The 19,484-nt window shown below is 58.8% G+C and carries 18 protein-coding genes and 1 pseudogene; 9 read left to right on the forward strand and 10 right to left on the reverse strand.

What is annotated here, in order from left to right; genetic code table 11:
• Positions 1 to 49: 49 nt before the first annotated feature.
• Positions 50 to 1,039 carry an alpha/beta hydrolase gene (locus Q668_RS12645; RefSeq protein WP_036219948.1) on the reverse strand — a complete coding sequence of 330 codons (990 nt, stop codon included), beginning with the start codon at positions 1,037 to 1,039 and terminating at the stop codon, positions 50 to 52.
• Between the two features lie 70 nt (positions 1,040 to 1,109).
• On the opposite strand from Q668_RS12645, the gene Q668_RS12650 reads away from it, so the two are divergent.
• A complete protein-coding gene (locus Q668_RS12650; protein ID WP_022989983.1) occupies positions 1,110 to 2,003 on the forward strand; it encodes an alpha/beta hydrolase in 894 nt (297 codons plus the stop codon).
• Here Q668_RS12650 and Q668_RS12655 read toward each other — a convergent pair.
• From Q668_RS12655 to Q668_RS12670, 4 genes are read right to left on the reverse strand one after another with little or no spacing between them, the layout of a single operon-like run.
• Positions 1,981 to 2,259, reverse strand: coding sequence for a GIY-YIG nuclease family protein (locus tag Q668_RS12655; protein WP_014422188.1), 279 nt, complete (start codon positions 2,257 to 2,259; stop codon positions 1,981 to 1,983). The genes Q668_RS12650 and Q668_RS12655 overlap by 23 nt on opposite strands.
• On the reverse strand, positions 2,252 to 3,157 hold the full coding sequence (locus tag Q668_RS12660) for a DMT family transporter (RefSeq protein WP_036219955.1): 906 nt from the start codon (positions 3,155 to 3,157) through the stop codon (positions 2,252 to 2,254). The genes Q668_RS12655 and Q668_RS12660 overlap by 8 nt, the downstream gene beginning before the upstream one ends.
• The gene (locus Q668_RS12665; protein ID WP_022989985.1) at positions 3,150 to 4,535 is read right to left on the reverse strand and encodes a sigma-54-dependent transcriptional regulator; all 1,386 of its coding nucleotides are present in this window, start codon (positions 4,533 to 4,535) and stop codon (positions 3,150 to 3,152) included. Before Q668_RS12665 ends, Q668_RS12660 begins: the two co-directional genes overlap by 8 nt.
• Positions 4,532 to 6,004 (reverse strand): ATP-binding protein, encoded by a 1,473-nt coding sequence (locus Q668_RS12670; protein ID WP_022989986.1) that lies wholly within the window; start codon positions 6,002 to 6,004, stop codon positions 4,532 to 4,534. The genes Q668_RS12665 and Q668_RS12670 overlap by 4 nt, the downstream gene beginning before the upstream one ends.
• 221 nt (positions 6,005 to 6,225) lie before the next feature.
• On the opposite strand from Q668_RS12670, the gene Q668_RS12675 reads away from it, so the two are divergent.
• The 3 genes and pseudogenes from Q668_RS12675 to dctP all read left to right on the forward strand — a co-directional run.
• A complete protein-coding gene (locus Q668_RS12675) occupies positions 6,226 to 6,615 on the forward strand; it encodes a DUF4168 domain-containing protein (RefSeq protein WP_014422193.1) in 390 nt (129 codons plus the stop codon).
• Between the two features lie 155 nt (positions 6,616 to 6,770).
• Positions 6,771 to 6,962: a hypothetical protein gene (locus Q668_RS17515; protein WP_022989987.1), complete on the forward strand. Its 192-nt coding sequence runs from the start codon at positions 6,771 to 6,773 to the stop codon at positions 6,960 to 6,962.
• A gap of 15 nt (positions 6,963 to 6,977) precedes the next feature.
• Positions 6,978 to 7,832 (forward strand): annotated as a pseudogene (gene dctP / locus Q668_RS12680) (TRAP transporter substrate-binding protein DctP); the annotation flags it as partial.
• A gap of 15 nt (positions 7,833 to 7,847) precedes the next feature.
• Here the strand turns inward: dctP and Q668_RS12685 are convergent.
• From Q668_RS12685 to Q668_RS12695, 3 genes are read right to left on the reverse strand one after another with little or no spacing between them, the layout of a single operon-like run.
• Positions 7,848 to 8,657: a mechanosensitive ion channel family protein gene (locus Q668_RS12685; protein WP_011786274.1), complete on the reverse strand. Its 810-nt coding sequence runs from the start codon at positions 8,655 to 8,657 to the stop codon at positions 7,848 to 7,850.
• Between the two features lie 11 nt (positions 8,658 to 8,668).
• Positions 8,669 to 9,880 carry a hypothetical protein gene (locus Q668_RS12690; RefSeq protein WP_022989989.1) on the reverse strand — a complete coding sequence of 404 codons (1,212 nt, stop codon included), beginning with the start codon at positions 9,878 to 9,880 and terminating at the stop codon, positions 8,669 to 8,671.
• 16 nt (positions 9,881 to 9,896) lie between these two features.
• A complete protein-coding gene (locus Q668_RS12695) occupies positions 9,897 to 10,739 on the reverse strand; it encodes a 23S rRNA (adenine(2030)-N(6))-methyltransferase RlmJ (protein ID WP_022989990.1) in 843 nt (280 codons plus the stop codon).
• A gap of 169 nt (positions 10,740 to 10,908) precedes the next feature.
• Between Q668_RS12695 and Q668_RS12700 the strand changes: the two genes are divergently transcribed.
• The 5 genes from Q668_RS12700 to Q668_RS12720 all read left to right on the forward strand — a co-directional run bounded on the left by Q668_RS12700 (position 10,909) and on the right by Q668_RS12720 (position 17,298).
• Positions 10,909 to 12,204, forward strand: coding sequence for an imelysin family protein (locus Q668_RS12700; protein ID WP_022989991.1), 1,296 nt, complete (start codon positions 10,909 to 10,911; stop codon positions 12,202 to 12,204).
• A 139-nt stretch (positions 12,205 to 12,343) separates the two neighbouring features.
• A complete protein-coding gene (locus Q668_RS12705; RefSeq protein WP_022989992.1) occupies positions 12,344 to 13,753 on the forward strand; it encodes a di-heme oxidoredictase family protein in 1,410 nt (469 codons plus the stop codon).
• 9 nt (positions 13,754 to 13,762) lie between these two features.
• Entirely contained in the window at positions 13,763 to 14,797 is a 1,035-nt protein-coding gene (locus Q668_RS12710) for an imelysin family protein (RefSeq protein WP_022989993.1), read from the forward strand.
• Between the two features lie 12 nt (positions 14,798 to 14,809).
• Positions 14,810 to 15,904 (forward strand): DUF1513 domain-containing protein, encoded by a 1,095-nt coding sequence (locus Q668_RS12715; protein ID WP_022989994.1) that lies wholly within the window; start codon positions 14,810 to 14,812, stop codon positions 15,902 to 15,904.
• 80 nt (positions 15,905 to 15,984) lie between these two features.
• A complete protein-coding gene (locus Q668_RS12720; RefSeq protein ID WP_011786281.1) occupies positions 15,985 to 17,298 on the forward strand; it encodes an MFS transporter in 1,314 nt (437 codons plus the stop codon).
• 15 nt (positions 17,299 to 17,313) lie between these two features.
• On the opposite strand, the gene Q668_RS12725 is transcribed toward Q668_RS12720, so the two are convergent.
• Positions 17,314 to 17,682 carry a DUF4870 family protein gene (locus Q668_RS12725; RefSeq protein WP_014422205.1) on the reverse strand — a complete coding sequence of 123 codons (369 nt, stop codon included), beginning with the start codon at positions 17,680 to 17,682 and terminating at the stop codon, positions 17,314 to 17,316.
• Positions 17,683 to 17,743: 61 nt separating this feature from the next.
• Positions 17,744 to 19,384, reverse strand: coding sequence for a methyl-accepting chemotaxis protein (locus tag Q668_RS12730; RefSeq protein ID WP_036219951.1), 1,641 nt, complete (start codon positions 19,382 to 19,384; stop codon positions 17,744 to 17,746).
• Positions 19,385 to 19,484 lie beyond the last annotated feature (100 nt).

Below are 19,484 nucleotides of genomic sequence, written 5' to 3' on the forward strand. Positions count from 1 at the left end.
TCCTGCGTCGGTTTTTCTTGCGGCCCTGCCAGATCCGGCGCCGGCCATTTCATTCCGAGAATGTTTCAATAATGGTGTTAAACACCGTAGCCTGCAAATCCTGGGCTTCGTTTACCAGATGATGACGACCATCCGGGATTCTTCGTTCCCTCACAGAGGAAAATTTATTGCGGATAATGCGCAGATTGTGCTGCCAGTCTACGGTGGTGTCTTTCTCGCCCTGCACCACGGTAACCGGAAAATCCACCGGCCTGGCCGACTCGATGTGCGGCACCCATTTTTTCAGGGCCGTTACCCAATCAACGTGCACCGCGCGAGCCTGGAGCGGGTCATGCTCCCGCAAAAACTGCAGAAACCGCGTATTCCCGCTGTTTTCGTTAAAGGCTCGCTTCCATCGGGTCAGAAACGGTTTGACCACACTGTGCAGCACTCTGGCACCTAACCAGCCCATGGGCCGAACGAGGGGCGCCAGCAGGACCACTCTCCGGAATGCAGAGGTGTCCTGGTCGTGGTGGTTGGACAGCAGGTAGTCAATCAGGATCGCCCCACCGGTACTCTGGCCCACAGCAAACCAGGGCCCGCGCACCATGTCTTTCACCTCAGCCATGACCTCAGACAACACCGCCTGGTATTCCAGGAAACTGCCAATGGCTGCCGGTGTACCGCTGGACAGCCCGTGCCCGGGCTGGTCGTAGGTCAGCACATCAAAGCCGGCGCCCAGGCAACGGTCAATCAGCTGGGTATACAGCCCCACGTGGTCAAAGTAACCATGCAGGATGAACACCGTGCCCTTGCTCCCTGCCGCCTCCGGCAGCCGGAAGTAATGCACCATGACTTCGTGCCGGTCTGCCTTTACGTAGCCCTGATGGTAAGCCACCTCCGGGTGCTCCACCCAGAGATCCAGGCCGTAAAAACGGCAATAGGCTTCCATCTCAACACTGAGGTTCCGGCGCTCAGCGGGGTTGAAAGGTTCCAGACGCTCAAGCAGAGAATGTCTGTCCCAATCCGGTATTTCTATGGTATCTGTTTTCCAGTACACGTAGAGTTAAACGCCTGTCATGAATCAATAATTGACCGTCATCCTAACCCATTCACGAGGGAGAACACAGATGTTCCAGCCGCTTCTTGAAGCCGGGCTACGCCAGACCATGCAGCGGTTTGTGAAGCCCGTCCTGTCCCGGGCGTTTCCGTTATCGGTGCAGCGCCGATACACCCGGGAAGCTTATCGAACATCCTACCCGCCTAAAGACGTCAGTTTCGCGTGGGAAGACCTGGGCGATGTACCGGTGCTGCGCGCCTCCCCGGAAGACCGTTCTGGCGGCACCGTACTGTATTTTCACGGCGGAGGCTATGTTATGGGCTCTGCCGATACCCACCGGGGCATTGCCGGCCATCTGGCCAAATTCTCTGGCTGCGACGTACTGATCCCGGATTACCGGTTGGCGCCGGAGCATCCGTTTCCAGCCGCGCCGGACGATGCCGAAGCCGTATATCTGGCCTTGATCAACCAGGGGGTAAGCCCCGGCTCCATTGCCCTGGCCGGAGATTCCGCCGGCGGCGGTCTGTCGGTGGTACTGGCCATGCGATTGCGCGACCACGATCATCCACTACCCTCATCCGTCACCTGCTTCTCGCCCTGGACAGATCTGTCAGAAAAGGATCTTTACACTCCGGAATGTGAACCGGTCCTGCACGCTGCCTGGACCTTCAAAGCCGCGAAAATGTATGCCAACGGCGTGCCTTTGACGCACCCGCTGGTGTCGCCGGTCTACGGTGACCTGAGTGGCCTGCCTCCCCTGCTGATTCAGGTCGGAAGCCAGGAAGTTCTGCTCAACGACGCCCGTCGATTGGCGGAGGCGGCCAAACAGGAACACGTGGAAACCACGCTGGAGATCTACAACAATCTCTGGCACGTATTCCAGGTGCACGCCGCGCAGCTTGACCGGGCCAGAGACGCTCTGGCCGTTGCCGGGCGTCACATCAGGCATCATCTTCAAGCCTGACGACACCCCGGATCAAAGCTTCCTTTCGAACCTTGGGCCAGCGCTTGACCTGCCATTCCAGTCGGGAGGCGCGGCTCCTGTCGCCGGCAGGTACATGGAACTCCAGGGTTAACGGCCCTTTACCTCTCAGGCTCCGGGCACCTTTAGGTGCCCCCGCCTGATGCTCGGCAAACCGCCGCTCCACATCTGTGGCAATTCCGGTGTAGAGGCTACCCGATGCGGTGCGAACAAGGTACAGATACCAGTTCTCAGCCATGGTTCAACGCCTGCTCCCGGTCACGGACTTTCTTCTGCTGCAGCCATAATCCCGCAATGATCAGCACCAGCCCGACGTAGGTCGAGGTGAGAATAACTTCGCCCAGAATGAAGTAGATAAACACCAGGGACAGAAAAGGCGAGATAAAAATCAGATTGCTCACTTTCGAGGTGTTTTCTGCTTTTTTCATGGCCTGGGACCACAGCACAAAGGCTATGCCCATTTCAAAAACGCCGACGTAAACCGCAGCGGCCATCGAACTCCCGACCGGCATGACCAACCCCGCCGTCTGCCAGCACACCAGCACAATGACCGGCAGTCCAAATAGAAAATTCAGAAACAGGCCAACCACCGGGTCCCGGGTATCCCGGGTGGCAATAATCCAGTAAGACGCCCAAACCAGCGTGCTGCCCAACGCCAGCGAGACACCGAGCGGGTCCGAGAATGAGAGCGAGGTTACCGCACCGCGGGTGGCGATCACTACCACTCCGGCGTAACACACCAACCCCGCCAGAATATCGATCCTGCGCAGTTTCTGCCCCAGAAACGGCACCGACAGATAGGCCAGCACCAGTGCCCAGGTGTAGTTCAGAGGCTGGGCCTCCTGGGCGGGCAGACGGTCGAACGCGCCAAACAGCAGAAAGTAATACAGACAGGGATTGATCAGCCCCATCAGCATGGACTGCAGGTATTGGCCACGCCGCAAACGGAACACCAGTCCCCAGCGCCCCTGTAGCATGAGGATAGCCGCCATCACGACGATGGATGCGGTACAGGCCACCAGCAGCATCTGAACCGGCGCAAGATCCGCCAGTGACAATTTGAAGGCGGTAGCAACGGTCGACCACAGCAGCACCGTGGCAAGGCCGTACATCATGGCCTGTTTCTGATCAGTCATGCCCATGCTCCAAATCCGACTCCAGCCAGCGATACAGTGTTCTGCGATTAATGCCGAGTATCTGGGCCGCCCGGCGTTTATTACCATCAACGGCAGCCATGACCCGGCGCACGTAATCCTGCTGGAGCATTTCCAGGGTGGGCCATTCGGAAAGCTTCCCGGGCGAAGCGGCAACGGCAGCCTGAACAATCCCGCCCTGGCGCTTCCGGATGCGTTCGGGCAAATGCTCGGGCTGTAGGGTATCGCTTTCACAAAAAGTGACCGCCCGCTCAATCGCACTGGACAGCTCACGCACATTGCCCGGGAACGGATAATCGCGGAGTATCCTTAACGTGACGTCACTGAACTTCAGGAACCCCCGGCTGTGACGACGTGCTGCCTCACCCAGAAAATGCATGGCCAGCAATTCAACATCCTCATCCCGCTCCCTCAGGGGAGGCACCGTTAACGACAGGGTTTCGAGACGATAATACAAGTCTTCGCGGAAATGGCCCTGCTCAACAGCCCGAAGCAAATCCACATGCGTTGCCGCCAGAATGCGAACATCCACCATTTCCTCATGGTCAGCCCCCACTGGTTTGATGCAGCCCTCCTGCAACACCCGAAGCAGTTTGGCTTGCAGCGCCAATGGCATTTCACCAATCTCGTCCAGCAGCAAGGTGCCACCGTTCGCCTCTGCAAACAGCCCCCTACGGGCCTGCCGTGCACCGGTAAAAGCACCAGCCTCGTGACCGAAGAATTCACTTTCCATCAAGTCTGGCGGTATACCGGCACAATTCACCGCAAGGAACGGCCGTGCTGAGCGCTCACTTTGCTGGTGGATTGCCCTCGCAACCAGTTCTTTCCCGGTTCCACTTTCGCCATTAATCAGAACCGCGGCCTGACTGCGGGCAACCTGGCGAATGTCTGACCTGAGGCGATCCATCATCGCACTGCCGCCGATCAAGCCCATGTTTTCATCGCCGCCGCGCCCGGACTGATATTCCGCCAACTGCCGGTTCAGATCTGCCTGGGCCAGCAACCGTTTGATCTTTAACCGGAGATGATCCGTTGAGAGCGGCTTGGTCAGAAAATCATCAGCGCCGGCCTTCAAAGCATCGACCGCCTGGTCCACCGTCCCAAACGCGGTAATCACGATAAAGGGAATACCTGGATGCTCGGCCTGCTGAAGCGACAGAATCTCCAGACCGTCACCATCGGGCAAGCGCAGATCCGACACGATCAGGCCCGGGCGTTCGTCTGTCAGAGCAGTCCGCGCCTCGGCCACCATACTGACCCTGCGTACGCGGTAACCATCCACTTCCAACTCCTCCATCAGCAGCTGGCCAAGGCTGGCGTCATCTTCGACCAGCAGGATCGTGACAGGCCGGCTGCTCATTGGCCCACCTCTTTCGGAAAATACAGCGCCATACCACAACCACCCAACTCGCTATCAATCACCTCAACGGATCCCCCATGTTCTTTCATGACACTCTGAACCACTGCCAGCCCTAACCCTGTGCCTTCGCCGGCCGGGCGGGTGCTGAAGAACGGCTCGAAAACCCTGGCGTGATGCTCCGCCGGTATACCAGGGCCATCGTCCTCGACCCGGAACACCCAAAACTCCCCGGTCTCGCCGACAGAGAGCGCGACCTGTTTCCGGCCAGCCTGACAGGCATTTCTCACCACATTCAGACACGCCAGGCCAACCCGGAGCGGCTCTGCCCGTGTCGGCATCGGCCTGTCAAAAGCGTCGGCTTGCAGCGAAACCGCCTGGCAGCGCCTGTCTTCACGGGCGCGGGTAACGACGTCCTCGAGAATGTCTGCCAGGTTTACGGGTCGCCGGGACTCGGGCACATGCCGGAAACAGTCCAGCAGTTGCTGGATAATCATGGTCATCCGGTCCACCTGATGTTCGATATCATCCAGATGCCGTTGCTGCTCCTGCTCCAGCCCGGCCCTGGCCAGAATGCGGGCCCGGCCCTGAATAACGTTCAGAGGCGCCCCCAGTTCGTGAGCTACCCCGCCTGCGACCCGGCCAATCATCGCCACTTTCTCCTGGTATTCCAGCTGTTCTGCCAGCGCCCGTTCCCGGGCAATCCTGTCTTCGATTTCGGCCTCGGCCTCGGCCATTCGTTCGCCCAGAGCACGAATGCCCTGCTGGATCTGGCGCAGCTCCTGTGGCCCTGCCTCCGGAGTCTCCAACCGCCAGGCGCCCGGTTGCAGAGAAGCCATGCTCTCCAGCAAACGGTTCACATGTCGCCCCACGGTGCGGTAATGCCCCAGAACGACAACGAGGATGATGGTGGCCGCAATCATCGACCAGATCACCACTGCCCACCAACGGCTGGTGGCCACCAGATCATGGAAATCACTGCGTTGCCGCGTTACCTGCAACAAACCCTGAATCCGCCCGTCTTCAGCAACCAGCGGCGTGAACTGGGAAAACACCGACTCGCCATCCACCCAACGAAACGCGCCCCCGAGCTCACCACTGGCGATTGCCTTTTCGGCGCTGGCGCTATTGGTGACATCGGAGTCAGCAACACCGAGACTGGCCACCCGATCACCCTCTGCGTCAAACACCGAGGCCCCGGAAATACGCCCGATCTGGAAGATGGATTTCAGGGATTCGCCCAGGACCAGTTCATCGCTTTCGGCCAGCGCCTTACTCACCGGCCCGCTGACCGCTCGCGCCACCAGTTCCAGGTCTTCACGAAGGCGATCGTTCAGAGCGCGCTCTACCGCCCCCATGCCAATGTAGATAGCAATGCCACTGAACAGCAGCAGCGGCACTACAATACTGAGCACCAACGTTAATTGCAGCGACCGGAACAGTGCTCCCACCCGTTTTCCCATCAACGCCATAAACACCACTCTGCAGAAATGTCACAGCCTTTCTGCCACATGTGGCATTTTGCCACAAGACAGATTACTGAGCTTTAACCATAGAGCATCCACAAGCTACTGTTTTTATTGACTTTATAGAGAAATTAAAACCTGGCACGGGAATCGCTATTGTCACATCGACATTCACAAGTTTGTGGCTGGACGACCGAGCCGGCCTCATTAAAACCAGGAGTAAAGCTATGAACAAACTGCTTGTATCCATCACCGCATCTCTGGCACTGCTGGCAACCGCACCGGTGATAGCACAACAGAACCCGGCCCCGGCCGAACAGGGCTCGGGTTACAGCAACCCCGCCGCCGCAGGCAGCCAAAGCACCAATTACAGCGATGCTGAGCTGAAACAATTCATTGAGGCACAATCCGGTGTTATGGAAGTGCGAGAGGAATACATCGAGAAGATCGAATCAGCCGAGTCTCAGCAGAAGGCCCAGGAACTGCAGATGGAAGCCAATGATGAAATGGTCTCGGTGATCGAAGACGTGGGTATCGATATTCCCACCTATAACGCCATTGCCACCGCTTACAGCAGTGAGCCGAAGGTACGCAACCGCGTTGACGCTCTGATGTAAATTTCCTGCATCCGGTTCGTCGTCTGGCCCCGCTTCGGCGGGGCTTTTTTGTGGCTGTTCGTCTGGCGTTTACACATCGGCCTTTTCTCCTCGGTCTGTTGTGTTACCTTTTCCCTCTAGACTCAAATGTGCCGGATTCTGGAGCCCTGAATACAATGACCAAACGCCACCCGCTTCTCAGCTTCAGCCTCGTTGCCACTGCGGCAGTGATGCTGCTGACCGGCTGCTCCGACAATGGCTCCTCGTCAGCCGCGCAGAGTTCGGCGGACGGCAAACCAGAGTATCCGGTCACCTGGCGCTTTGCCCTGGAAGAGGTTGAAGGCAGTGTTCAGCATCTTTACGCATAGCAGTTCAGGGAACAGGTCGAAGCGCTGTCTGGTGGAAGGATTGAGGTCGATGTCTTTCCTTATGGCTCTTTGGGCACCTCGGCCCAACTGACAGAACTGACTCGCAACGGCTCAGTCAACCTGGCCTTTGCCTCGCCCGGCCACCTGGCCGATACCGTTCCGGAAACCGGCCTTTTTAATCTTCACTTCCTGCTTCCGGAAGAACAGGAACCGGCCCGTCGCCTTCTGGAGGCGCCCGCGTTTATTTCCGCATTTGAACCGGCCTACCACAACGCTGGCCTGCAACTGCTGGGGTTCGTGCCGGAAGGCTGGATGACCTGGACGGCCAACAACCCCCTGAGAACCCCCGCCGATTTCCAGGGGTTAAGATTTCGCACCATGACCTCGGAAACCGCAGCAGAGGCTTTCCGAAGCTATGGTGCTGACCCCGTACAGACGCCTTTCGCCCAGGTATACAGCGATCTCCAGCTCGGCAACATCGACGGCCAGAGCAACCCGGTGTTTGCTATTGAGGAAATGGGGTTCCATGAAGTCCAGAACGTCATGACCATGGCCAGGGCCTCACGGTTTATCGCATCTGTTGTGGCCAATGAGGACTGGTTCGCAGGACTCCCCTGGCAGGAACGGAAATGGCTGGAGGAAACCATTGCACAGCTATCCGAGGAAGCCTGGACTCTCCAGGAGGACCTGAACAAGGAGCGGCTGGAGACCATACTGGAACAGGGCGGTATCCGGGTCGTACGGCTGACGGAAGCTGAAAGGGCGGCCTTCCACGATGCGAGCCTGCCCGCCCGGCAACGCTTTATCGAACTGACCGGAGAGAAAGGCCAGGCGCTGATTCAGCGGGCAACGTCGATTGCGGGTGACTGATCAGCCCTGCCCGGATCAGGCTTTCTGAGCCTGCAGATAAGGGTAGGAGACCATCGGGACACCCTCGTCACCACAGATCTCCGCGGCCCTTGCGGTCAGGTCTGAAATGAAACGCGCCTGCTCTCTGGGCTCCAGCGGGTAGGCTTTCAACCGATAGCACATACCGGCTTCCCGTGCGGCAACCGTGACCAGCACCGGCTGGTAGGTTTTGGTGAGCGGGCAGGCAAAGATCGCATCCCGGAACAGGCCCAGCATCCGGCCGACATCGTGGTTCGGGTCCAGAAAAACCTCGGCCACGCACATCAGGTTATCCGTGCCGTCATTGCCATTGGCCAGCAGTGTATTCCACAGCAGGCTGTGGGGAATCACAATCACGGTATCATCCAGCGTCACGATTTCTGCGGCCCGGGTACCGATACTCCGCACCTCACCATAGCGACCGTTCACTTCGATCCAGTCACCCGGTCGGTAAGGCATTTCATAGAGCGTAACGATACCTGCAATGAGGCTGTTGGCGTAGTCCTTGAACGCAAAACCCAAGGCAAGACCCAGGGCACCGAAGATGGCAATCATGTTCTCGAATGAGGGTTCCACCAGAATGGGCACCACCACAATGATCGTCAGAACAATGACCAGAAGCCGGAAAAGAGGAACGGATGCGAGAAGGTACAGCCTCGGTTTTCCCGATAGTTTCGCAGCCAGTACCGGAACTGCTTTCTGAACCATCAGGATCAGCAACGAAGCCGCAACGATGACCGCCAGGGCTTCCAGCAAAGCCTCGGAGGTAATTGAAGACAGTGCGTCCTTGATACCGAAATCGCCCATAACCGTTTCTCCTAGAAGCTGTCCACCGGATACCCTTTGGATTGCAGATACCGCCGCACAGCCGGATACGCCAATGCCTGCACCCGAAAGATGCCTTCCTGCTCATCGCCGGTCACTACGTCGGCTCGTTCCAGCCGGGACAGCGCTATCCGCAGTTCCTCGCCAGGCAACCCCGAAGTCAGCTCCAGCTGCCCCAGGCTCAGGCCGCCATGCATCAACAACGCATGCAGCAGGTAGCCGGACTGCCGGGCTGAACTCTGGGGCACGGCAGGCAAACTCAGCTGATCCAGTGGCGCCACCCAACACTGGCGGCCATCTTGATGTGCATCCTCTTCCCCTTGCTGCTGCGTCTCGTCCTCGGGCCGTGCCCGAAGAGTTCGGCGCCAGATAGCCAGGGCAACGCCCGGATTTCCCCGAGCCAAAGTGGCCAGATCCCGGGTAAACAGGCTGTATTTTCGCTCGTCGTCCCCGGTTGGCGCCGGCAGTACATACAGGCCATCCTGGGTCATTCTCGCCGTCAGTGGTCCTTGCGGGCGCTCCCCCGCCAGATGTCCAAGCCAGTTGGTAAGACGATCCCCGGACAAAGGGCTGGGGGTCAATGGCGCCAGGTGGAGCTCTGGCAGATACTGAGTCCAGAACTGCCAACACCAGCCGGAACAGCCAATGATGCCCTCACCCACTTTATCCCGCGCAAGGCGCGCGAATAATTCACGCAACAAACCAAGACCGGACCGGTGTCGCAGCCAGAAATCCGCCAGTTCCGGTATTACCCAGTCATCGTCCTGAAGCTGGTGATCCCACCAGCCGGTAATGTCTCTTTCAGGCATTAACAGATTGTCCGGCGGGGCTATCACCCGCCGACCCGAGGCCCGCAACGCTTCGGCAATACCTGAGAATGGTGGTGCCACCAGAAAACTGGTCTTGCGTGACTGTCCACCCGACCGGCGCAACTGTTCCAGCTCGTTCAATAAAGCCCGGGCAAGTTCTTCACGATCCGGTACCGGGGCATAGTCCTGAATCTGGCGTTCCGACAGGGTAGGCAAATCATCCAGACTTCTGAACGCCTGTTCGTCAGGATGAATGCCCGCTTTTAACTGATCCAGAATATCCCGGAGACCACTGCGAATGGTTCTGCGGACGGAGGTCTCCGGAACCCGCCATTGCTCCAGAGGAATCAGCCCGCCAGGCAGGCATGGGTGATCAGCTTGGTTGTTGTCAGTCAACGGCGATACTCCGGGCCTATTCAGGCACCAGCCAATCCATGGAAGGCGACAGACCGAGCCGATCGGGGCCGGTCAGATCCGACATCATGGCCGCAAAACGTTCATCGAACGCCCAGGGCGGGTTCACAATCAGCATGCCGGAACCCACCATGCCCCGTTCGGGCGGCTGATCCAGCATAACCTCGCACTGAAGAATCTTGCGCACCGAGCCGGACGCCCTCAGTGAATCCATCAGCTTTTGTTCCAGGCCACTGGTTAACAGGGGATACCAGATAAGATAGACGCCATGGCGGCATTTTTTCCACGCGTCCATCAATGTCCGGGCTACGGCCTCATAATCGGTTTTGATTTCGTAAGAAGGATCAATCAGCGCCAACAGTCGTGGCTGTGCCGGCGGCAAGCATTTCAGGAGCCCTTTCAGGCCATCCTCATGGCGCACCTTCACCCCCGATTCATCAGCCCACTGAGCCAGCTGACGCTCTTCCGAAGGGTGCAGCTCGAAAGCGGTGACGGAATCACCCGGACGGCAAAATTCCGCAAACCATGCCGGCGAGCCCGGATACGTCTGTAGCGGCCCATTGCCTGGGTTGTACCGCGCCAATACCTCCAGAACCGGCTGCCAGTCGCCGGTGGCCAGTTGCTCCCGGATCCGCCACAAGGCCTGAACACCAGCATCGGCTTCGCCGGTTTTTCTTGCCCGCTCGCTGCCCAAATCGTAACGGGCGCTGCCCGCGTGGGTGTCAAAACAGGCTATGGCAGATTTCTTGGATTGCATCATGGCCAGCACCAGTGACAGTGCAGCATGCTTCTGAACATCGGCAAAGTTGCCGGCGTGGAAGGCGTGAAGATAACTCAGCATAAAAGGCTCCCGGAATCAGGAGCCCATTAAGCCGCAGTCACCTTGGCCACGCAAGCGGCCCGACAATCACCTATATCAAAAACCCCTTGCTATGTAGGGTTTCCAAACCCATAATCTGAACGCTAATATTTCTTATTTGCAAAAAGACCTCATCAACATGGAGTTTGAAATGAAAAACCTGTTTCGCCCAGCCCCATTGGCACTGACCATTGCCACAGCCCTTACCGCGGGCTGCGCAAACGCGCCCTGGTCCGCCGAGCACAGTGCGCCGGCCACCAAAGCATCGGTGGTAACCCATTACGCCGATCTGGCCCATGCCACCTACGAGGATGCCCTGATTACTGCGCGCGCGCTGGACGAGGCTACTGACCGCCTGATTGCCAACCCCACCGAAGCCAACCTCAAAGCGGCAAAAGAAGCCTGGCTGGCCTCACGGGTTCCTTACCAGCAGTCAGAGGTTTTCCGCTTCGGCAATGCCATCGTGGATGACTGGGAAGGCCAATTGAACGCCTGGCCACTGGACGAAGGCCTGATCGACTACGTCAAAGCCGACGACTACCAGCACGAACTCGGTAATGCCGGTGCAACCGCCAACATCGTCGCCAGCAACAGCATTAACGTCGGCGGGGAAACTCTGGATGTGGCAACACTCACCCCCGAACTGCTGGCTGACCTGAACGAAGTCGGCGGTTCCGAAGCCAACGTAGCCACCGGATACCATGCGGTCGAATTCCTGCTGTGGGGCCAGGATCTGCACGGTTTTGAAGGTGGCGCAGGCGAGCGCCCGGTTACTGACTACGCCAAAGGCAACGACTGCACCAACGGCAACTGTGAGCGCCGTGCCCAGTACCTGGATGCCGTGACTGATCTGCTGGTCGATGATCTGGAGTGGATGGTTGCCCAGTGGGCCCCGGGCACCTCAGACAACTACCGTTCCCAGCTGACGTCCGCAAACGCCGACGAGGGCATCCAGAAAATGCTGTTCGGTATGGGTTCCCTGTCCCTCGGCGAGCTGGCCGGTGAGCGCATGAAAGTTGCCCTGGAAGCCAACTCTTATGAGGACGAACACGACTGCTTCAGCGATAACACCCACAACTCGCACTACTACAACGGCCAGGGCATCCAGAACGTGTATACCGGCACCTATCGTCGCGTAGATGGCTCTGTGGTTTCAGGCCCGTCCCTGTCTGATCTGGTTGAGCAAACCAACCCGGAGCTGGATGCTCGCCTGAACCGTCAGCTGGACGCGTCAATGGAAGCCCTGGCGCTCATGAAAGCCCGCGCCGAAAGCAGCCAGAACCCGATGGCCTTTGACACCATGATTGCCCCGGGCAACGCGGAAGGCACCCGCATTGTCAACGGCGCTATCATGGCGCTGGTTGAGCAGACCGGCTCTATCGAGCAGGCTGCACGGCAACTGGGCATTCAAGCTCTGTCACCGGACGACGCCGGCCATTCATTCTGATTAATCCGGTTGCAGTAAACGGATACCGGGAGATAGAAACTCCCGGTATCCTGCTAACAAGAACAAGCCATGGAAAACCCTCCTTTATGCCCGAAGGTCGATTTTCCATGGCTTCTTCCATTCTGAAACGCGAGTAGTTATGAAACGAGCACTCATCTTCTGTCTGTTGCCGCTGGCCTTCAGCACTCAACCCCTGATTGCAGAGACTCACGCTGGTTACCCGATACAAACTACACCGGCCACAGGCGGTGAAGGCACGGTCAATCAGGCCGACACCAACGCCTACTCGCTGCCCCAGGGCAACCTGTCCATGACCAAACGCCTGGATTTCAGCGTTGGCAACAGTTTCTTCCGCAATCCCTGGGTGGAAGCACCGGCCAGCACCGATGCCCGGGACGGCCTGGGCCCCCTGTTCAATACCAACTCCTGCCAGGGTTGTCACATCAAGGATGGCCGTGGACACCCGCCCGGCGTTGATGAACCGCCTGTCTCCCTGTTCCTGCGGCTGGCAGTACCCGCCGATCCGGTCAAGGATGCAGAACTCCTGCGCAAGCACGGTTTCAAACCCGCACCGGTCTACGGCAGTCAATTGCAGACTGCGGCCCTGCCGGCCGCAAAACCGGAAGCGGATCTGGTGATTGACTGGGAGCCAGTTCAGGAAATACTTGGGGATGGAACGGTGGTTGAACTGCGCAAACCGGAATATCGCATCGAGAACCCCAACTATGGTCCTATGCCGGCAAATTTGCTGGTCTCTCCCCGGGTGGCACCACAAATGATCGGCATGGGACTGCTGGAAGCCATCCCTATTGCCGATCTTGAGGCATTGGCCGATCCGGAAGATACCGACAACAACGGGATTTCCGGCAAGCTTAATCAGGTGTGGGATGTCGCCAGCCAGCAAACGCTGCCGGGCCGGTTTGGCTGGAAAGCCGCGGAACCGGATGTGCACCAGCAAAGCATGGGCGCCTTCGCCGGCGATATGGGCCTGACATCGTCCATCAAACCCACCACCGACTGCACCCCGGAACAACAGTGCGAACGGTTTACTCACGGTGGTGAGCCCGAAGTGAGCGACAAGGTCGCCGACTTTGTCACCTTCTACGCCAAGAGTCTGGCGGTCCCTGCCCGTCGGGATCTGGGCGCTGAATCCGTGCAGAAAGGCGCCAGGCTATTCAATGAAACCGGCTGTGCCGGTTGCCACACCCCGAAACACCAGACTGGAGAAGTGGCCGACCGCCCGGATCTGAGCAACCAGACCATCTGGCCCTACACCGACCTGTTACTGCACGACATGGGCCCGGCCCTGGCAGACGGCCGGGACGAGTTCCTCGCTGACGGCAACGAGTGGCGCACGCCACCGCTTTGGGGCATAGGCCTGGCCCAGGTGGTTAACCCCCAGTCCGGTTTTCTGCATGACGGCCGCGCCCGCACGCTGGAAGAAGCCATTCTCTGGCACGGTGGCGAAGCCCAGCCGGCAGCTGACCGCTATCGTCAGATGGCCGAGCCGGAGCGCAGCGCCCTGATCGATTTTCTGAATTCACTCTGAGGATCCACTATGCAACCGATCACCAGACTGTTCTTCGCCTCCGCCCTGCTCGTCTGCACTACGGCGGCACTCGCGGCCAACGCCGATACCCGGGCCCGCGAACAGTGGCATGGCGCTATTCAAAACGGCTACGAATCGCTGGCAACCAAAACCGAACAACTGGCATCGGCGGCAGTCGGTTACTGCAATACGCCAACGTCCGACAGCCGACCGGCCCTGAACGATGCCTGGCTCGATGCCTTCCTGGCCTGGCAGCGGGTCCGATTTGTTGACTTCGGCCCGGTGGAGAACAACAACCTGTCCTGGCAATTCCAGTTCTGGCCGGACCCGAAAAACCTGGTCGCTCGCAAGGCCCGGTATCTGCTTGGCACCGAAGCTCCCGTTAACGCCGAGGTGATCAACCAATCCGGGGTAGCGGTTCAGGGCTTTCCCATGGCCGAATACCTGCTATTCGATGAGCAACTCAACAGTGGAGAAAACGCCCTGCCCGCAGCCAAAAACTGTGAGGTGCTCTCGGCGGTCACCCGACATATGGCACGTAATGCCCGGGGTCTCGCAGACAGCTGGGCCAGCTTCAAACAACACTATCTGGACACCGGGCCATACCGCGACACCACCATCAAAGCCGGTATGAAGGCGCTTGAAATACTGGAAGAGCGACGACTGGCGCAGCCCATGGGGCTAAGGGGCAATGGCAAACGCAACCCTTACATCACCGATGCCTGGCGCAGTGGCCAGAGTCTGATGGCGGTGGAAGCAACAGTGGCAGGGCTCGAGAAATTCTACCTTCCCGGACTGATCACTTTGCTGAAAACCGACGGCGAGGCCAGACTGGCAGAGCGCATTCAGAGGCAGTTTGAGGAAGTGGCTGACAACTTTCCGGAAGCCCATGCTGCCATGACAACGCTCATGGAGAGTGATGAGCGGTTCCGCATTCTGCAAGGGCTCTTTGTGGATGTCTCCCAGCTTTCAACGCTGGTCAATGACGAAGCCGCCGTGGCGCTTGGCGTAGTGCGTGGCTTCAACTCAAGTGACGGCGACTGAACAGGTATACCCATGCTCATCTATCGCAGAACCCTGATCAAAGCCACCGTCGCCGGAGCTATGGCCGCCACCCTCACCGGGTGCTCGTTGCTCCCCCGCAAAACCGGCCCACAGCCCGAACGCTATGCCGGCGCGGTTGGCCTGCCGGATGGACGCTTTGGCGTGAGTGCCTTTGATCGATCCGGCAACGTCCAGTGGCAGGCGCCGGTAGACACGCGATGCCACAGCGGCTGTAACCGGCCCGGCCGAAACGATACTCTGTTTTTTGAACGCCGACCGGGCTGGTCGTTCTATGTGTTTGATGCAGAAACCGGCCAACGCAGACACCGCATCATGGCCCCGGAAGGCGAACACTTTGTCGGCCACGGCGTGTTCTCACCTGATGGCCGGTGGCTTTACGCCACGGCCAGCCGCTACCAGCCCGGCGAAGGCATTGTCGCCGTCTACGATGCCGAGCAGGACTATAAACGGGTGGACACCTTTGAACTGGCCGGCATCGGGCCCCATGAGCTTACCCTGCATCCGGACGGCAACACTCTGGTCATCGGCCTGGGCGGCATTCTGACTCACCCTGATTACGACCGCATCAAACTCAATCTGGATACCATGCAACCGGCCCTGATTCTGATGGACCGCCGGTCCGGCCAGATCGTTGGCCGCTTTCCCCCTGCCCACCACCAGCAGAGCTCCCGCCACGTCAGCGTCAGTACCGAAGGCAAAGTCTATGTTGCCTACCAGTACCAGGGACCGCTCTACAAGCGACCTCCGCTGTTGGCGCGCATAGAAGATGGGCAACTCCGGGAATATCGCTTTGACCCGGAAACCCAGGCCGCTCTCGGCAACTACATCGCCAGCGTGGTGGCCCATCCTGAAAACGACCTGATCGCCGCCGCTTCCCCCGTGGGCGGCACCGCTATTGTCTTCCGCGGCAAGACCGGGGAGCTGGTTTCCAAAGCCCGCATCACTGACTGCGCCGGCATTCAGACTCTGGCAGGAGGCGATTTCCTGGTGTCCTCGGGACAGGGCCGACTGGTGCAACTGAGCGCCGGACAACCTGCGAAAGACATCGCGCGGCTACCGGTACAGTGGGACCACCACCTGGTCTGACCGGCACCGCTGGTCCTCCCGCTTAAGCACACCCGAGCTAACTGGTATGCTTGGCAAACATTTTTCCGGAGGACGGCCCTTTGCCAGCAACCAAACCCGACACCATCGACCAGCTCTACGGACTGATTGCCAACGAAGAGGACGCACGGGTCTGTAAAGACATCCCGGAGGAAGCCTGTCGGGAAGTACCCCGAAACTTCTTCCTGATTCTGTTCAGCAATGTGCTCACCAAACTCGGCGACTTGCTGATCAGCCCCAAGACCGTGCTGGCCTGGCTGATGAGTGCCGTTGGCGCACCGGCTCTGGTAGCCTGGTTGGTGCCTATCCGGGAATCCGGCTCCATGGTGCCGCAGATGGTGATCGCCGCCTGGGTGCGTCGCAAGGCGGTGCGCAAATGGTTCTGGACCCTGGGCAGTTTCGGGCAGGCCGTCAGCGTGGCTGCGATGGCGGCAAGCGTGTGGTTTCTTGAAGGCTATGCGGCAGGTGGCGGCATTGTCGCGGCGCTTATTGTGTTTTCACTGGCCCGGGGATTCTGCTCGGTCTCCATGAAAGACGTTCAGGGCAAGTGTATCCCCAAAACCCGCCGGGGCCGGCTGTCTGGGCTGGCAACCACCATTGGGGGCACCGCCACGGTGGTGCTCACAGGACTGCTGTTCTGGGATCGGGGCGACCCCAGCATTGCGTTCTACACCACATTGCTGCTCCTGGCAGCTACGCTGTGGGTGATTGCCGGGGTTCTGTTTGCCAATGTGGAAGAGTATGCCGGGGAAACAGGGGGCGGTGGCAACGCGATCAACGAGGCTTTTAAAAGTCTGTCGCTGCTACGGGACGATGCGCCCTTCAGGCATTTTGTCATCACTCGTGCACTGCTTTTGTGTTCGGCTCTGGCGTCTCCCTATTTCGTGGTGCTCGCCCAACAGGAATCCGATATTGGCTGGATGCTGGGCGTCTTTCTGCTCGCCAGCAGTCTGGCCAGCTCCCTGAGCGCCAGCTTCTGGGGTTGGGCCGCCGACACCTCCAGCCGCCGAGTGATGATTCGGGGTGCCGCCATGGCCAGCTCGGTCTGCCTGGTGGTTGGTGTTCTGGCACTGGTGCTGGGCCCCGGGTTTGGCGGTGCCTGGTTCTATCCGGTCGCGTTTTTTGTGCTGAGTATTGCCCATGCCGGCGTGCGCCTGGGGCGCAAAACCTATCTGGTGGATATGGCCGGAGGCAACAAACGGACAGACTACACAGCGGTCAGCAATACCGTTATCGGTGTGTTGCTGCTGGTAACCGGGGGGTTCACAGCCGCCATTTCCATGATTTCGGACGTGGCGGTGATTCTGGTATTGGGACTGATGGGGCTGGCGGGCATGCTGAGCGCATTACGCCTGGAAGAAGTGACGGAAGACTGAGCCATCAAGACCCCGTTACATCGGGGTCTTGCCATCGTTCAGGGCCAGGGCACCTTTGACAATTCGGTAGATCACCCAGATCGCAATACCCAGCAGAATAAACCAGCCCACGATCAGCATGGTGGTAATCACCCCGATGACTGTCCACAGCAAACCAATCCAGAAGGTGCGGATCTGCCAGCGGAAATGGGGCTCTATCCAGGTACCACGGACATCATCCAGTTTGACGTAGTTGATGATCACGCCCACCAGTGCCGTCAGCCCCCCCAGGAAAAAAGACAACGCCTGCAGGATGTAAACCACCACCGCCAGATTCCTCGCAGAGCTGGGCTCCTGTGATTGCTGACCGTCAGGTTTTGCGGGGATATACTCGGTTTCGGACACAGGTGTTCTCCTTGTTACGTCCCTGGCAGTCTATCACAGCCTTGGCTGGAGCCCAGTGCGATCAATTCCCCGCCGGCCGATACCCAACCCGGAACCCGCCCCAGTGCTTGCCGTTCACATAGATGGGCACCGACAGATCGTGCATGATTTCACCGGTGTCCCGGCGATAGGTCTGGAGCAGCATGCTTTCGGTATGACTCCCGCAGCGTATGCCAGTGCGGTCATTGAACAGTCGCTTGCTGCGGCTTTTCACCAGGTCGACTTCCGGATTACCACTCGGCGGGTGGGCAAAATCCTTGTTATGGGTAGGCACATAACCGTCCGGCGCGCAGGCGATGGAGAACACCATAGCCTCATGGGATTTCTTGATGGGCTCCTGTATTGCCGGAAACATCTGGTCAGTAAACCGATCGAAGCTGCTGGAATACTGTTGGGGCTGGGTGTTGGCAATCGGTGTTCGCTTCTTGTCAAACAGCGCCGCTTCACTCAAACGGCCCTCTCGAATTGCCGCCTCAAACAACTGGCCAATCTGCTGCGCCCCTTCCAGTGCTTTCTCATAAAACGGCCGGTGGTAGCTTTCGCTGCTGTTCAGCGCAAAGGCAGCATTCGCCTTCTCCGCCAGCTCCATCAACGTGGAAGCCTGGTCCGCCAGCGATGCCACACTGGTATCACTTTCGGATATATGGTCACGGACAGACTCAATAGCCGAAAACACCTGGGCCAGACTCTGCTCGTTGTTCTGGTCAATCTCGGCAATACGGGCAACCTGCTGCTGAACCCGGTCGGATTGATCCCGAATCTGATCCAGCTGGCCGCCAACGCTCTCTACAGATGTCAGCCCGTCTTCCACGGTTTTCGCCAGAGATTCAATGCGGGACACAATCTTGGTTGTGTCATTCTGGATTTCGTCGAGGGTGTCCGCCACTTCACTGGTGGCCTGGGCAGTGCGCCCGGCCAACTGCCGGACTTCATCAGCCACCACCGCAAACCCGCGGCCCTGTTCACCGGCGCGGGCCGCCTCAATGGCGGCATTCAGTGCCAAAAGATTAGTCTGCTCGGCGATACCCTGAATGGTGGACGTCACGCCCTGGATCTTGCCGGATTTTTCGTGCAGGGCCTGAATCAACCTGAGGTTCTCTTCCGACTGTTGATGCACCAGGCGCACATTTTCAATGGCCGACACCAATGACTGACGCCCCTCCACGCTGACTTCGCGATTCTGCAATGCCATGGTGGCGGCGTTGGTGGCCTGTTCCGATGATTCCCGAACCGATTCCGTGATCTGGCCGGCGTAGTCGGCCATCTGAGCGGTTTCTTCAACCTGTCGGTCCAGGCGCTGCTTCACCTGATCCGCCGCAAACGAGACTTCGGCGGCCGAGATGGCATTCTTGTCGGCACTGGCCGAGAGGGTTTCAACCAGGGCCTTGCCCGCACGGGCATCCGCCAGAAGCTGCGCACACTGAGCCCGCAAGGGATGATTGTCAGCCAGGGAGCCATCATTCAGGTCGTTGATGCCACGCTCTATTGGTTCAAGCACCCGTAAAACCAGATAGCAAGCCGCAGCAGCAAGGCCCACAAGGAGCCCGATTAACAGAGAGGCGGCATCGAGCCCCATCAACGGAGCCACCAGAATGCAGGCAATACCGAGCGCAACAGCAATGCCCACCCCCCATAAAATTGCAGTGCGATCGAGTAAACCCATGGTGCCCTCATCTTTGTCATTGCTAACGCAAGCATGTTGTTATTGCAGGCCATCCCGGAGAGTAAAGAAATGATATGAGTTACTAATTCGAAATAAAGTA

Origin of the sequence: Marinobacter sp. ES-1, assembly GCF_000475255.1 — a bacterium.
Classification (GTDB): domain Bacteria; phylum Pseudomonadota; class Gammaproteobacteria; order Pseudomonadales; family Oleiphilaceae; genus Marinobacter; species Marinobacter vinifirmus.

Coding starts and splice junctions, on each gene's coding strand:
- Q668_RS12650 (WP_022989983.1), top strand. CDS start 1,110: ATGTTCCAGCCGCTTCTTGAAGCCGGGCTACGCCAGACCATGCAGCGG.
- Q668_RS12655 (WP_014422188.1), bottom strand. CDS start 2,259: ATGGCTGAGAACTGGTATCTGTACCTTGTTCGCACCGCATCGGGTAGC.
- Q668_RS12660 (WP_036219955.1), bottom strand. CDS start 3,157: ATGACTGATCAGAAACAGGCCATGATGTACGGCCTTGCCACGGTGCTG.
- Q668_RS12665 (WP_022989985.1), bottom strand. CDS start 4,535: ATGAGCAGCCGGCCTGTCACGATCCTGCTGGTCGAAGATGACGCCAGC.
- Q668_RS12670 (WP_022989986.1), bottom strand. CDS start 6,004: ATGGCGTTGATGGGAAAACGGGTGGGAGCACTGTTCCGGTCGCTGCAA.
- Q668_RS12675 (WP_014422193.1), top strand. CDS start 6,226: ATGAACAAACTGCTTGTATCCATCACCGCATCTCTGGCACTGCTGGCA.
- Q668_RS17515 (WP_022989987.1), top strand. CDS start 6,771: ATGACCAAACGCCACCCGCTTCTCAGCTTCAGCCTCGTTGCCACTGCG.
- Q668_RS12685 (WP_011786274.1), bottom strand. CDS start 8,657: ATGGGCGATTTCGGTATCAAGGACGCACTGTCTTCAATTACCTCCGAG.
- Q668_RS12695 (WP_022989990.1), bottom strand. CDS start 10,739: ATGCTGAGTTATCTTCACGCCTTCCACGCCGGCAACTTTGCCGATGTT.
- Q668_RS12700 (WP_022989991.1), top strand. CDS start 10,909: ATGAAAAACCTGTTTCGCCCAGCCCCATTGGCACTGACCATTGCCACA.
- Q668_RS12705 (WP_022989992.1), top strand. CDS start 12,344: ATGAAACGAGCACTCATCTTCTGTCTGTTGCCGCTGGCCTTCAGCACT.
- Q668_RS12710 (WP_022989993.1), top strand. CDS start 13,763: ATGCAACCGATCACCAGACTGTTCTTCGCCTCCGCCCTGCTCGTCTGC.
- Q668_RS12715 (WP_022989994.1), top strand. CDS start 14,810: ATGCTCATCTATCGCAGAACCCTGATCAAAGCCACCGTCGCCGGAGCT.
- Q668_RS12730 (WP_036219951.1), bottom strand. CDS start 19,384: ATGGGTTTACTCGATCGCACTGCAATTTTATGGGGGGTGGGCATTGCT.